The organism is Blastococcus saxobsidens DD2 (assembly GCF_000284015.1).
GTDB lineage: Bacteria > Actinomycetota > Actinomycetes > Mycobacteriales > Geodermatophilaceae > Blastococcus > Blastococcus saxobsidens_A.
Genome location: NC_016943.1, coordinates 2515664 through 2528902, shown reverse-complemented (window position 1 = coordinate 2528902; position 13239 = coordinate 2515664). Strand labels below are relative to the sequence as shown.

General features: G+C 72.6%; 17 protein-coding genes. 7 read left to right on the top strand and 10 right to left on the bottom strand.

All coding sequences use genetic code 11. The features are described from left to right. Positions 1–7: 7 nt before the first annotated feature. Genes BLASA_RS11965 through BLASA_RS11945 form a run of 5 tightly spaced genes read right to left on the bottom strand, consistent with a single transcriptional unit; the run spans position 8 to position 5072 of the window. Positions 8–763 (bottom strand): thymidine kinase, encoded by a 756-nt coding sequence (locus BLASA_RS11965; RefSeq protein ID WP_014376405.1) that lies wholly within the window; start codon positions 761–763, stop codon positions 8–10. Beyond that, positions 760–2133: an MFS transporter gene (locus BLASA_RS11960; RefSeq protein WP_014376404.1), complete on the bottom strand. Its 1374-nt coding sequence runs from the start codon at positions 2131–2133 to the stop codon at positions 760–762. Before BLASA_RS11960 ends, BLASA_RS11965 begins: the two co-directional genes overlap by 4 nt. A gap of 52 nt (positions 2134–2185) precedes the next feature. Continuing rightward, a complete protein-coding gene (locus BLASA_RS11955; RefSeq protein ID WP_014376403.1) occupies positions 2186–3076 on the bottom strand; it encodes a lysophospholipid acyltransferase family protein in 891 nt (296 codons plus the stop codon). After that, positions 3073–3849, bottom strand: a complete 777-nt coding sequence (locus BLASA_RS11950; protein ID WP_014376402.1) for a glycerophosphodiester phosphodiesterase — start codon at positions 3847–3849, stop codon at positions 3073–3075. The genes BLASA_RS11955 and BLASA_RS11950 overlap by 4 nt, the downstream gene beginning before the upstream one ends. Positions 3850–3893: 44 nt before the next feature. Beyond that, entirely contained in the window at positions 3894–5072 is a 1179-nt protein-coding gene (locus BLASA_RS11945; RefSeq protein ID WP_014376401.1) for a MalY/PatB family protein, read from the bottom strand. Between the two features lie 195 nt (positions 5073–5267). Here BLASA_RS11945 and BLASA_RS11940 point away from each other — a divergent pair, with 195 nt between their 5' ends. Further along, positions 5268–5552 (top strand): hypothetical protein, encoded by a 285-nt coding sequence (locus tag BLASA_RS11940; protein ID WP_014376400.1) that lies wholly within the window; start codon positions 5268–5270, stop codon positions 5550–5552. A gap of 10 nt (positions 5553–5562) precedes the next feature. Here the strand turns inward: BLASA_RS11940 and BLASA_RS11935 are convergent, their stop codons facing one another. From BLASA_RS11935 to BLASA_RS25945, 3 genes are all read right to left on the bottom strand, one after another. Continuing rightward, on the bottom strand, positions 5563–5793 hold the full coding sequence (locus BLASA_RS11935; protein ID WP_014376399.1) for a hypothetical protein: 231 nt from the start codon (positions 5791–5793) through the stop codon (positions 5563–5565). Positions 5794–6281: 488 nt separating this feature from the next. Further along, on the bottom strand, positions 6282–6656 hold the full coding sequence (locus tag BLASA_RS11930; RefSeq protein ID WP_014376398.1) for a type II toxin-antitoxin system VapC family toxin: 375 nt from the start codon (positions 6654–6656) through the stop codon (positions 6282–6284). Then, the gene (locus tag BLASA_RS25945; protein ID WP_014376397.1) at positions 6653–6898 is read right to left on the bottom strand and encodes a type II toxin-antitoxin system Phd/YefM family antitoxin; all 246 of its coding nucleotides are present in this window, start codon (positions 6896–6898) and stop codon (positions 6653–6655) included. Before BLASA_RS25945 ends, BLASA_RS11930 begins: the two co-directional genes overlap by 4 nt. Before the next feature lie 214 nt (positions 6899–7112). On the opposite strand from BLASA_RS25945, the gene BLASA_RS23460 reads away from it, so the two are divergent. The 5 genes from BLASA_RS23460 (at position 7113) to BLASA_RS11905 (ending at position 9280) form a co-directional block, all read left to right on the top strand. Continuing rightward, a complete protein-coding gene (locus BLASA_RS23460; protein ID WP_014376396.1) occupies positions 7113–7319 on the top strand; it encodes a hypothetical protein in 207 nt (68 codons plus the stop codon). 49 nt (positions 7320–7368) lie between these two features. Continuing rightward, a complete protein-coding gene (locus tag BLASA_RS23455; protein WP_014376395.1) occupies positions 7369–7704 on the top strand; it encodes a hypothetical protein in 336 nt (111 codons plus the stop codon). A 72-nt stretch (positions 7705–7776) separates the two neighbouring features. Beyond that, a complete protein-coding gene (locus BLASA_RS11915) occupies positions 7777–8172 on the top strand; it encodes a hypothetical protein (RefSeq protein ID WP_014376394.1) in 396 nt (131 codons plus the stop codon). Positions 8173–8210: 38 nt separating this feature from the next. Next, positions 8211–8405 (top strand): hypothetical protein, encoded by a 195-nt coding sequence (locus BLASA_RS11910; protein WP_014376393.1) that lies wholly within the window; start codon positions 8211–8213, stop codon positions 8403–8405. 200 nt (positions 8406–8605) lie between these two features. Then, the gene (locus tag BLASA_RS11905) at positions 8606–9280 is read left to right on the top strand and encodes a M50 family metallopeptidase (protein WP_014376392.1); all 675 of its coding nucleotides are present in this window, start codon (positions 8606–8608) and stop codon (positions 9278–9280) included. Here BLASA_RS11905 and BLASA_RS11900 read toward each other — a convergent pair. Beyond that, positions 9273–11687, bottom strand: coding sequence for a glycoside hydrolase family 65 protein (locus BLASA_RS11900; RefSeq protein WP_014376391.1), 2415 nt, complete (start codon positions 11685–11687; stop codon positions 9273–9275). The two genes, BLASA_RS11905 and BLASA_RS11900, sit on opposite strands and share 8 nt — an antisense overlap. Next, entirely contained in the window at positions 11684–12433 is a 750-nt protein-coding gene (locus BLASA_RS11895; RefSeq protein ID WP_014376390.1) for an HAD family hydrolase, read from the bottom strand. The genes BLASA_RS11900 and BLASA_RS11895 overlap by 4 nt, the downstream gene beginning before the upstream one ends. Before the next feature lie 181 nt (positions 12434–12614). On the opposite strand from BLASA_RS11895, the gene BLASA_RS11890 reads away from it, so the two are divergent. Next, positions 12615–13160: a YbhB/YbcL family Raf kinase inhibitor-like protein gene (locus BLASA_RS11890; protein ID WP_014376389.1), complete on the top strand. Its 546-nt coding sequence runs from the start codon at positions 12615–12617 to the stop codon at positions 13158–13160. The last annotated feature ends 79 nt before the right edge of the window (positions 13161–13239 follow it).

Below are 13239 nucleotides of genomic sequence, written 5' to 3'. Positions count from 1 at the left end.
GCGCGGCTCAGGGCAGGGCCAGCTGCCCTGGCCCGGCCGCCGTGGGCCCCAGTTCACCCCGCGCATAGTGCCGTCGGCACAGCACCTGGTACCGGACGGCGGGGGAGGGGCCGGGGGCTTTCCCGGGCAGTTCGGCAGGGGCGGTGTCGGCGACGACGACGGTCTTCCCCGAGCGCACCATGACGCCGTCGACGACGCGGGCGTTGAGCAGCCCGGGCAGGCCGCACCAGCACAGCACCTCGACCTGGATGCGCTGGACGTCGTCGGCCACCTCCAGCAGCCGCTGGGTGCCCGGGAACAGCCGGGTGCGGAAGTCGGTCGTCAGCCCGAACGCGTAGACGTCGACGTGCGACTCGTCCACGAGCTCGGCGAGCTGGTCCACCTGGCCGGGGGAGAGGAACTGCGCCTCGTCGACGATCAGGTAGTCCACCCGGTGGCCGTCCGCCCACCGGTCCCGGACGAGCAGCCGCAGATCGGTACCCCCGTCGATGTCGATGGCGTCGCGGCACAGCCCGACGCGGGAGCTGATCTGCGGCGCGGCGGAGCGGTCGCCCTGGGTGACCAGCAGGCCGTGCCGACCCTGCCGGCTGTGGTTGTGGTCCACCTGCAGCGCCAGCGTCGACTTCCCGCAGTCCATCGGCCCGTGGAAGAACCGCAGGTGCGCCGGAGCGGGGTGCCGGCGCCGGTCCCCGGACGCCGGCACCGCGGCCGGGAACGACAGCGGCTGAGGAGTGGTCGGGGACCCTGATTCGACCGCGGTCACACGCGCTCCGGTGGGGTGTTGCCGGCTTCGACGATCGCCTGGCGCAGATCGAGCTTGGCGAGCAGGTAGAAGCCGGCGACGAAGAAGAAGATCAGGCTGAAGATGGCGTACCGGTAGGAGTCGGTCAGCTGGTAGGTCAGGGCGAACAGGAACGGCCCGAGCCAACTGGTGCCGCGGTCGCTGATCTCGTAGAGACCGAAGTACTCGGCCTCCTTGCCGGGCGGGATCAGCTGGCTGAACATCGACCGGGACAGCGCCTGGCTACCGCCCAGGACGAACCCGATCACCGACGCCAGCACGTAGAACTGGACGGCGGCCCCGGTCTGCAGGAAGTAGGCGGCGACGAGCACGCCGGTCCAGACGACCAGGGCCCCCAGCACGGTCCGCTTGGCCCCGATCAGCGCTGCCGTCCGGCCCAGAGCCAGTGCCCCGAGGAACGCCACGACCTGCACCAGCAGGATCGCCGAGACCAGCGTCGTCTGGCTCAGCTCCAGCTGCTCGGCGCCGTACTGGGCAGAGACGCCGATGACGGTCTGGATGCCGTCGTTGTAGAGCAGGTAGGCCACCAGGAACCAGAGCGTGAGGCGGTAGCGGCGCAGGTCCTTGAGCGTGGCGCCCAACTGCCGGAATCCACCGGACAGCGCGCCCCTCGACCGGCCGGCCGGGACGACGTGCTGGGGCCGGCGGTTGCGCAGCAGCGTGACGCTGACGACGGTGAAGCCCGCCCACCAGACGCCGGCCGAGGCCAGGGAGATCCGCACCGCCTCGCCCTCGGTCAGGCCGAGGCTCTCGTGCTGGGTGAACAGGGCCAGGCTCAGCGCGAGGAGCAGCGCCCCGCCGAGGTAGCCGAAGGCCCAGCCGCGGCTGGAGACCTTGTCCCGCTCGTCGGGGCCGGCGAGGTCGGGCAGCCACGAGTAGTAGACGACCGTCGCGGCGCCGAAGCAGAGGTTGGCCACGATGAACAGCGAGGCGCCGAGGAGGTACCGGTCGTCGGCGACGAAGAACATCGCCATCGTGCACAGCGAGCCCAGGGTGGCGAACCCGGCCAGGAGCTGGCGCTTGCGGCCGCTCCGGTCGGCGATCGCGCCGGTGAGGGGGAGGACCAGCACCTGCAGGAGCACCGACAGCGACAGGACGTAGCCGAAGAAGCTCCCCGCCGGGACGCTGATCCCCAGCGGGTGGATGCGACCGTCGGCGTCCGCGGCGGCCTCGGCGATCGAGGTCAGGTAGGGCGCCAGGAAGACGGTCGTCACCGAGGTGTTGAAGACCGACATCGCCCAGTCGTAGGAGTACCAGCCGAAGCGCTCGCGCCGGAGCGCGCGATCGACCGGCGGCACCGACGGACCGGTGGCGGGCGGGGCAGTGGTCACCGCGGCAGATTTCCAGTCCGTTCCGGCCCGGTCCAGTACCGGGGCGACCCCGTCACGGGATGTCGTCCGGAACGATCCCGCCGGGGAACGCGGCGACGGCCGTCGTCGGGCGCGTCGGGTCGCGGAAGGCCGGGGCGTCCAGCTCGTCGGCGCGCAGCGGGCGCAGGCCGCGGGTCAACGCTGCGGCGATGCGCATGCGCGCCCGGTTGGCGTCCCCGACCCGGCCCATCTGCAGGTCGTCGAAGACGACGGGCGGGCCGACGTGGACCCGCAGCGCCGGACGCCGCACGACGGCCCGCAAGAGCGTGCGCAGCTTTCCCCAGTCGTTGCCGTACTGCAGCACCTCGTGCGCCCCCCACTGGCTCACCGGGATCACCGGGACCCGCAGCCCGAGGGCCAGCCGAGCCATGCCGGTGCGCCCGCGCTCGGGCCAGAAGTCCGGCGCCAGGCCCACCCGCCCCTCCGGATAGGCGACGACGTGCCCGCCGTGGACCAGCGCCACCTCGGTCACCCGCACCGCGTGCCGGGCCAGCTCCGTGCCCCGCTCCACCCGGATGGCGCCGGTGCGCTCGAGGAGTGCACCGGCCACGGGTGCGGAGATGATCCCGCCGGTGGTCATGATCCGCGGCGCCACACCCAGCCTGTGCAGAGCGACGGCGATGACGAACGGATCGAAGTCGCCGATGTGGTTGGCGGCCAGCAGCAGCGGCCCGCGGCGCAGCTCCTCGGGGATGCTGCCGGTCACCTCCACCCGGCCGAAGATGCCCACCACCCAGGAGAAGCGGCGCAGCAGGTGAGTCCACACCCACCACGGCGGCGCGACGGCGATCGCCAGCTCGCGGGCGAACCACTCCGGATCCCCGGCCCGGACGAGGTCGGCGAGGTCCTGCGGCAGCGGCGGAGTGCGCGGGTGCCAGCGGCGCAGCCGCGCGCCGATGCTCACCGCGGCGTCCACTGGCCGCGCTTCTCCAGCAGTTCGCGCAGCATGGCCGGCCGGTCGGTCATGATCCCGTCGACGCCGAGATCGAGCATTGCCTCGGCCTCGACCGGGTCGTCCACGGTCCACACGTGCACCTGCAGACCACGGGCGTGGGCGGCGGCCACGAACCGCTCGTCGACCAGTGCCCGGCCACCGAGTTGCAGGGGGACCTGCGCACACCCGGCCGAGATGCGCACCAGGCCGGCGGCGCGCGGGGAGTAGGACGACAGCCGCAGCGCAGCGACCCCGCGCGGCCCGAGCGAGGTGCACACGGTGGGGCCGAACAGCCGCCGGGCCGCGGCGATCCGTGCGTCGGAGAAGGACCCGAGGCAGATCCGGTCGGTCACCGCCATGCGGCGGGTGAGGCGCACCAGCGGAGCCAGCACGCCGGCCGCCTTGATGTCGAGGTTGAAGCAGACGTCGGGCCAGGCGGCCAGCAGGTCCTCCAGGCGCACGATCGGCTCCCGGCCGCCGATGCGGGCCTCGGACACCTGCGCCCACGTGAGCCCGTCGATCCGCCCGGTGCCGTCGGTGATCCGCTCCAGGGTGGGATCGTGGAAGGCCACGAGCACGCCGTCGGCGGTGACCTGGACATCGGTCTCCAGGTAGCGGTAACCCAGGTCCACGCAGGCCTGGAAGGCCGGCATGGTGTTCTCCAGGTGCTCGATGGCGCCGCCCCGGTGCGCCATGGCCAACGGCGTCGGCGCGTCCAGGAAGGCGAACCGCGCGGCAGGCACGCGTTCACGCTAGTGGCAGCGCACCGGACCCGTGCGGGGCCCTGTCAGGACCGTCCCAGCGCCGCGGCCATCCGCTCGACCATGGCGGTGAGCAGCGGCCGCGACGTCGCGAAGTTCAGCCGCACGTGGCCCGGGGCGCCGCAGTCGGCGCCGTCGACCAGGGCTACCCCCGCCTGCTCCAGGAAGAAGTCGCCGGCGCGCCCGGCCAGGCCCAGCTCGCGGCAGTCCAGCCAGGCCAGGTAGGTGCCCTCAGGGGGTGCGAACCCGATGGCCGGGATCTGCTGGGCCAGCAGCTCGGCCAGGAGCCGGCGGTTGCCGGCCAGGTAGCCGAGCACCCCGTCCAGCCACGGCCCACCCTCGGCGTAGGCGACGGTGGCTGCGAGCACGCCGGGGGTGGCGGCTCCGTGCCCGGCGAGGAAGCCGACCCGCGCCCAGTGCTCGGCGTCGGCGGCGGCGGACACGATCAGCTGGGCGGCCTTCAGGCCCGGCAGGTTCCACGCCTTCGACGCCGACGTCGCCGTGACGGTGTGGCCCGCGGGGACCGGGCCGAGCGAGGCGTAGGGGCGGTGCACCGCTCCCGGCAGGACAAGCGGTGCGTGGATCTCGTCGGAGAACACCCGCGCGCCGGAGCGGTCGACGACGTCGGCCAGCTCGAGCTGCTCGGCCGTGCTGAACACGCGCCCCGTGGGATTGTGCGGATTGCAGTGCACGAACAACCGGCCGCCCTGGTCGAACGCGCGCGCGATCCCGTCCAGGTCGTAGGTCGGGCGGCCGTCGCGCCGCACCATCGGGACCTCGATCAGCTCGCGGCCCAGGAGGCCGGGGACGTTGAGGAAGGGCATGTAGGCGGGCGTGGGCAGGACGACCGGGCTCCCGGCGGGAGTGAAGTGCTCGATGGCGGCCTGGAGCCCGGCCAGGACGTCGGGCAACGGGGTCACCCACTCAGGCGGGACCGCCCAGCCGTACCGGTCGAACTGCCACCGCGCGCAGGCCCGGGCCATGTCGGTGGCGGCAACGGGTGTGAGGTAGCCCAAGCGGCCGGCCTCCACCGCAGCGATCAGCGCGCGGGTGACCACCGGCGCCGTCCCGAAGTCCATCTCGGCCACGAAGGCGCCCAGGGCCCCGGCGTACCTGGTCCACTTGAGGCTGCCGGCGGCGCGGAGCCCCTCCTCACTGAGCGCATCGAAAACCGGGGAGAGGTCCTCCGGGGAGGGATGGGTCATCTCGCACCTTCCGTGCGGTTGTCCTGGCGTGTCACCAGAAGCTGTCGGCGGCGGCGTCTAGCGTGCGCAGTCGTGGCACAGCAGCACGCGTCCGGGAGCGTCACCTCGGCACCCCTCGTTCCTCTCCCCAGCCGGGGGAGTGACGACGAGCGGCGCTGCGGGTGGTGCCGCCGTGTCCTTCCGCAGCAGGGGTCGGTGGGCCGTCCCCGCCTGTACTGCGGCCAGGCGTGCCGGCAACGGGCCTACGAGCAGCGGTCGGCGACCGCCAAGGCGGGGCTGCCGGGCGACGTCGTCCTGGTGTCCCGGGCGGAGCTCGACGGGCTGCAGGACCGGCTGTTCCAGCTGCGCTGCGCACTCGAGGACGTCCAGACCCTGCTCCAGGAGCGGCCGACCAAGGCCGAGTTGGAGCGTTCGCTGGCCGATCTGGTGCACTCGACCGGCCGGCTGGACCGGCTGTGGGTCACCGAACGCTCCAGCTGAGCCGCTGCGCTCAGTCCGGGTCCTGGGTGTCGTCGTCGGTGTCGCTCCCGGGCTCCTTGTTGCTGACGTCCGGCAGGTTCTCCCGGTCCGCCTCCTCCGGGTCGGCCGTCTCGACCACGTCGTCGGTCGAGCCGTCGTTGCGGTCCAGCCCGGCCGGGTCACCGCAGGCGGTCAGCGATGCAGCTCCGCCGAACAGAGCCAGCGAGGTCATCAGTGCGGCGAACGGCCGTCGGGTTCTCATGGTGCGACCCTACGAACGGCGACGGTCGACCGCCCGTCGAACGACGGGCACGGCACTGGTTGCGTCACAGTGACGTATCGAGGGTAGCCCCAGCCTGTAGGGCAGAGCTACCTCCGGAGATTCCCGCCATGCACCACGGGTCGCCCGGACGACGATCCGGCGCCCGGCGGCGGGCACGGACGATCGTGATCGTCGATGATCATGACGGGGGAGTCGCACACCGGCGGGCGAGGTCACCGGTGGCCATCCGCCGTCGCGGCCACGGTCGGACCGGCCGTTGCGGAGATCGTCGCGGACGGCATGGCGCGGTGCGGCGACGAGGACGGTGGCGGTGACTCGTGAACGCCCGCCGGTTCGGCACAGCGATCAGCGAGTCCGCCAAGATCGACAACCCCTTTCCCGCACTCGTGGCTGCGCGCCGATAATCAACGTTATGTCAACTCATCGATGAGAAGCCCCTCTGGAGTCCCCCTCCGACCGTCCGACTACTAGGCCAGAGTCGGGACGTCGTAGTCGGCGAAACGTCGATCCGCCGTCACGAGAACAAGCCCCCGTCGCAGAGCCTGAGCGATCAGCATCCGGTCGAAAGGATTGGCATGGTGTCGCGGTAGCGCGCCGGCCGCCACACCGTCCTCCACGGTTACCGGGATGGCGGCGAAGCCCTGTCGCTGGATCTCCTCGGTCAGGTCATCCGGGATCGCCAGCTTTCCGAGCGCCGCCTTGATCGCCAGCTCCCAGGCGGAGACCGCCGACACCGCGACCGATGTCGCGGGGTCGGAGATCGCTTCCCGCATCGCCGATGTCAGCCGGTCGTCGTCGAACATCCACCACAGCAGGACGTGCGTGTCCAGCAACAGGGTCACGGGTTGATGTCACCGTGGAAGGCGGTGATCAGGTCTTCGGGCGTCTCGTCGAAGTCGTCGGCGACGAAGCCGCACCCCCGCCATGACCCGGGGGTGCGCGGCGCGGTCCGCACGGTGGCGGACACCAATCGGGCGACCGGCTTGCCGGCCCGCGCGATGACGACGTCCTCTCCCGCCTCGACCGCCTCCAGCAGCCGGGACAGGTGCGTCTTCGCCTCGTGCACGTTCACGGTCCGCGTCACCGGATCATCGTCTTGACTAGGTCGGACTAAGTCAAGGGGCCTGGCGGAGGTCCGGTGCGGTGATGGATTCCGTGCAGAAGACTCGGCGCTACTGCTTCCAATACGGAAACGCCCCTCACGCCGGAGGGCACCCGCGCCTACCGCGGTCACGTCCGCGCGCTGCAGAAGATCGTCGCGGCCGACGCGGGCTGAGCCGCTCCGGGAGGATGGCGGCATGCCACCCGCCTGGACGCACGTCGGCCGCTGCTGGACCAACGGCGAGCCCTTCCTCGCCCTGGACGGCGACCTGCTCCCCGCCTGGCGCGGCCTCTCCGACCAGGCCTACGAGGCCCTGGTGCCGCAGCTGGACTACCAACTGACCGGCATCCCGCTGGGATCGGAGCACCGCGGCCGTCGTCCTCACCGACCCGGAGGTCGGTGACGAGGGGTGGCTGGAGGTCTTCCGGGGCGAGGACGGCAGCGTCGCCGTCGTGCAGGCCAGCGCCGGTGACTACCGCGGCACGCTCGACGCCGCCCTGCGGTTCCCGGCGGCCGACGACCAGCTCGGCGACCTGGTGACGGTGCCCAGCGGCCGGCTGGCGTTCATCAGCGCGGCGCTGGACGGGACAGGCGAGGACGGCGCCTTCCTCCTTCCCGAGTCCCCCGGCCCCACGCCGTCGTCGGACCGGCTGGACGACGACGCCGCCACCGACGCCAGCCCGATCCTGGTCGTGCCGCCGGGAACCTTCCGGCTCTCCGTCCTGTGGTGCACGGAGCTCTACCAGGACGCCGTCTTCGCCCGCTGGCTGTTCACCCGTCAGGACTGACCGCTCACTCCCGGCGGCCCGGACGGTCGAAACCGGCAGGACCGATCGGCCATCCCTTCCCCGGAGCCGTGCATGCCCGCCACCGTGCAACCCATCCTGGTCACCCCGGACATCGAGCGGCTGCGCTTCTTTTACGTCGGCCTGCTCGACGCGCAGGAGACCGACCGCTTCCCCGAGGAGGGCCCGCTGTTCTACCTCGGGCTGCGCCTGGGGACCTCCGAGCTCGGGCTCACGGCCGACTCCGCGGTCAGGACGGGCTTCCCGGGCCGGGTGCTGCTCAGCGTCGAGGTGCCCGACGTCGACGCACTCCTCCCCGCGTCGCCGGTCTCGGCGGTACCGCGCCGTCCGGGTCGAACGACATGCCTGGGGGCAGCGAGTCGCTCACGTCACCGAACCCGATGGCAACGCGGTGAACCTGACCCAGCAGCTGTGACCGGTCCGCCGGTTCCCGCGCCGCCCGGCGGGTAGCGCCCCTCGGAGCGAGCAGACCGAGACCAGGAGGACCGATGAGCGAGGCGCGACCGGACACCGACCACAGGGGCGAGCCGGGGGGCACCCCCTCCCCCGGGCCGGACGACCTCATCGACGCGCCGGTCACCCCCGGCGCCGACGACGGCGGGACCGCGACGGCGACACCGGGCGTCTACGAGGCCGACGACGCCGAACGTGAACGCGGCAAGGCGGTCAAGCCCGGCAACTGATCCCGTGGTGTTGCTGCGGTTTTTTCGGTAGTGGGCGTGCCGGCTGCAACAGCGTCTTTTATTTACTTTAATGTTAGGGATAACGGTCGATATTCGCAGTGATGGCCACCGGATGCGGACCGTCCCGTTCGCCCCTGAGCGGCGAGGCGCGGGCGCGAGGAGGGAACACCCTGGATCGGCTGCAGCGCTGGTGGGCGCAGGTGAGCGCGACGGTCCCCGACCTGTCCCCCGCACTGCTCTGGGGCAGCGCCGCCGCGGCGGCCCTCCTGGTCGGCTCTCCCGCGGCGTGGCGGCTGACCCGCAACGTGGTGACGATCGCCCACGAGGGCGCGCACGGCCTGGTGGCCGCAGCCGTAGGCCGCCGGCTGGCCGGCATCAGGCTGCACTCCGACACCTCCGGGCTGACCGTCTCCGCCGGCCGCCCCACCGGGATCGGCATGGTGCTCACCTGCGCGGCCGGCTACACCGGGCCGGCACTGTTCGGCCTGGGCGCGGCCGCGCTCCTGGCCGCGGGCCACGCCGTCGGCCTGCTCTGGGTTCTGCTGACCCTCCTGGCGCTGCTGCTGGTCCAGATCCGCAACTGGTACGGCCTGTGGTCGGTGCTGGCCACCGGCGGGATCGTCTTCGCGGCCACCTGGTGGCTGCCGCCGGCGGGCCAGGCGCTGTTCGGGGCGGTGGCCACCTGGTTCCTGCTGCTGGCCGCGCCGCGCGCGGTGCTGGAGCTGCACGGGGCCCGGCGCCGCCGGGCCGCACCGGACTCCGACGCCGACCAGCTCGCCCGCCTGACCCGTCTCCCGGCTGCGCTCTGGGTCGGCTTCTTCCTCGTCGTCGACGTCGGGGCGCTCGCGCTGGGCGCCCGCTGGCTGATCAGCTGAGCCGCTCGCTGTCCTTCGCCGACGGACGCACGGCCGGTGTGCTCCGGGACCGGGTCCGCCGCCGGGGCTCGCACCCCGGTGGCTGGGAGACCGGCTCGACGTCCGGCGGCGCGGGGATGTCCAGCACGACGTCCTCGTGGTCGACGGTCACCTGCCGCCCGTGGTGGCGGATGTCCAGCGGATCGCCGTCGACCAGCCGGTAGGTGGCCCGTGCCGGCTCCACCGTCACGGTCAGCTTGCGCCCGCGGTAGACCATGCGGAAGCAGAGCCGGGTGATCCGCGGGGGCAGCCGCGGGGCGAACGCCAGTTCCCCGTTGTGGTCGCGCATCCCTCCGAACCCGGCCACGGCGACGGTCCAGGCGCCTGCCAGCGAGGCGATGTGCAGGCCGTGACCGGAGTTGAGGTGCAGGTTCTGCAGGTCGGTCAGCGCCACCTCCGCCCAGTAGTCGTAGGCGAGCTGCAGGTGCCCGGTCTCGGCGGCGACCACGGCCTGCTGGCTCGCCGACAGCGACGAGTCCCGGGTGGTGCGGGCCTCGTAGTAGGCGAAATCGGCGATCTTCTCCTCGAGCGTGAAGGCGTCACCCCGCAGGTGCAGCGCCATCACCAGGTCGGCCTGCTTGGTGACCTGCTTGCGGTAGATGTCGAAGTACGGGTAGTGCAGGAGCAGCGGGTAGTCCGAGCGCGGGGTGTTCTCGAAGTCCCACTCCTCGTGGTGGGTGAAGCCGTCGGACTGCATGTGCACCCCGCGCCGGGTGTCGTACGGCACCGCCATCAGCGAGGCCGCGCGCAGCCACGTCTCCACCTCGTCCTCCGACACCTCGAGCCGGCCGGCCACGTCGGGCTGACGGCGCGCCGCCGCGGCCGCCTCGCGCAGGTTCCGCTGCGCCATCAGGTTCGTGTACACGTTGTTGTCGACCACGGCCGTGTACTCGTCCGGGCCGGTCACGCCGTCGATGCGAAACCCGTGCTCGGTGTCGAAGTGGCCGAGCGAGGCCCACAGCCGGGCGGTCTCGACGAGCAGTTCGGTGCCGAAGTCGCGGTCGAAGTCGTCGTCCAGGGTGGCGTTGAAGTAGCGGACGACCGCGTCGGCGATGTCGGCGTTGATGTGGAAGGCCGCCGTCCCCGCCGGCCAGTAGCCGGAGGTCTCCTCGCCGCGGATGGTGCGCCAGGGGAAGGCCGCCCCCTGCATGCCCAGCACGCGGGCGCGCTCCCGCGCCTTGTCGAGGATCGAGTGCCGCCAGCGCAACGCGTCCCGGACCGCCTGCGGAGCGGTGTAGGTCAGCACCGGCAGCACGTAGGTCTCGGTGTCCCAGAAGGTGTGGCCGTCGTAACCGGGGCCGGTGAGCCCCTTGGCCGGGATCGGCTGCCGCTCCCCGCGCAGGCCGGCCTGCAGCAGGTGGAACATGCCCACCCGTACCGCCTGTTGGAGCTCGTCGTCGCCCTCGATCTCGACGTCGGCGTCCTCCCAGTGCTGGTCCAGCAGCTCGCGCTGCTCGCGCAGCAGGCGCTGGAACCCGGCCAGCTTGGCGGTGGCCAGAGCGCCCTCGACCTGGTCGCGCACCGCCGGGGCCGACCGGCGCGAGGACCAGCCGTAGGCGAGGTACTTGGTCAGCGTCAGCACGCCGTGCGGCGGGATGCGGGCGGCAAGGGCGTAGCGGGCGAGGTCACCGCTGGCCTCGAGGTCCTCGGTGCTGGTGTCGGGGATCTCGATCACGTGGTCCATGCCGGCGGCGACTCGCAGCCGGCTGCGCTTGGTGCGGTGCACGAGGACCGCCCGCCGGCCACGCCCGACGGCCAGCTCGCACTCCAGCGGCTCGGCCAGCGCGGCCGCCGCCCGGGGATCGCCGTCGACGCTGCTCTGGCCGGCGGTCTCGTTGGCCAGCAGGTCCGACTGCAGGGACACGTACAGGTCACCCAGGTCGTCGGTGACCTCGACCTGGTACTGGATGGCCGCGACCGACCGGCGGACCAGGGAGACCAGCCGGGTGCTGGTGATCCGCACCGTCCGCCCGCCCGGGGAGCGCCACTCCGTGGCCCGGCGGAGGACCCCGCCCCGCAGGTCGAGAGTCCGCCGGTGGTCGATGATCTCGCCGTAGTTCAGATCCAGCGGCGAGTCCTTGACGAGCAGCCGGATGAGCTTGCCGTCGGTCACGTTCACGACGGTCTGGCCTTGCTCAGGGAACCCGTAGCCGACCTCGGCGTAGGGCAGCGGCCGCTGCTCGTAGAACCCGTTGAGGTACGTACCGGGGACGGCGACCGGCTCGCCCTCCTCGAACGACCCGCGCATCCCGATGTGCCCGTTGGCCAGCGAGAACACCGACTCGTGCACCGCGAGGGAGGCATGGTCCAGCCCGACCTCGGTCAGCGCCCAGGGCTCGATGGGGAACGAGGCCCGGCCCTCGGTCACCCGCCCTCCTCCCCCAGCAGCTCGGCGAGGTCCTGCACCACGACGTCGGCGCCGGACTCCCGGAGTCCGCCGGCGTGCCCGACCCGGTCGACCCCGACCACGAAGGCGAAGGCACCCGCCCGTCCGGCGGCCACCCCGGCGAGGGCGTCCTCGAACACGACCGCCTCCTCCGGTGGGACGCCGAGGGCTCGGGCACCGGCGAGGAACGTGTCGGGGGCGGGCTTGCCGCGCAGCTGGTCGCGCTTGGCCACGACCCCGTCGATCCGGACGTCGATCAGGTCGGCGAACCCACCGGCCCGCATCACGTGCTCGCCGTTGGCCGAGGCGGTCACCACGGCCGTCGCCAGCCCGGCGTCCCGCACGGCACGCAGGTAGCGGATCGAGCCCGCGTAGACCTCGACCCCGTGCTCGTCGAGCTCGGCCAGCACCAGCTCGTTCTTCCGGCTCGCGACCACCTGGACGGTGGCGGCGTCGGCCGGGTCGTCAGGGCCACCCTCGGGCAGGGTGATGCCCCGGCTGGCGAGGAAGTCCCGCACCCCGTCGGCCCGTGGCTTGCCGTCGACGTGCAGGTTGTAGTCCTCCTGCGAGAACTCCGGCGCCCCGGGGTCGCGCGAGCGCAGGAACTCGTCGAAGGTGCGCTTCCAGGCCGCCATGTGGACCGTCGCGGTGCGGGTGAGGACGCCGTCGAGGTCGAACAGGCAGGCACGGACGCCGTCGGGGAGACCGACCGATCGCGGAGTGGCCACGGTGCGACGCTACCGGCGACGAGCCCGGTCCACGTCTCCGGAACCTGCGGTCCCCCATCCCGGGGTATCTCTGCGGCGGCCCCCGTCGACGGGCGCCGCCGTCCTCGGCTGCCTAGGGTCCGACGGAGGACGGCGCGCGCATCCGACCAGCCGTTCCACCACTACCGAGGAGGCGACCACCATGGCCGACCGGCCCACCCCGCCGAACCCGTACGACTTCCTGCCGCAGGTACCGGGCTTCGACGTCACCAGCAGCGACGTGACCGACGGGCAGGTGCTGCCGATGCCGCACGTCAGCGGCGTCATGGGCGCCGGCGGCGAGGACCGCTCACCGCAGCTGTCCTGGTCGGGCTTCCCCGAGGGCACCAGGAGCTTCGCCGTCACCGTGTACGACCCCGACGCCCCCACCGCCAGCGGCTTCTGGCACTGGGCCGTCGCCAACATCCCGGCCCCCGTCACCGAGCTGTCCTCCGGCGCCGGCGACAAGGACTCCCCGCAGCTGCCCGACGGGGCGCTCCAGCTGCGCAACGACGGCGGCTTCGCCGGCTACGTCGGCGCCGCTCCGCCGGCCGGGCACGGCCCGCACCGGTACTTCGTGGTGGTGCACGCGGTCGACACCGACCGGCTGGACGTCGACGCCGACACCACGCCCGCCGTGCTCGGCTTCAACCTGTTCTTCCACACGCTCGCGCGGGCGACGATGGTCCTCACCTACGAGCAGCCGTGAGATCCTGCCGCTGAGCACCTGCCCGACTGCGCAGCGGCAGGACCGCCCGCCGGCTCCCGACGGCCGGAGCATCGGCGGA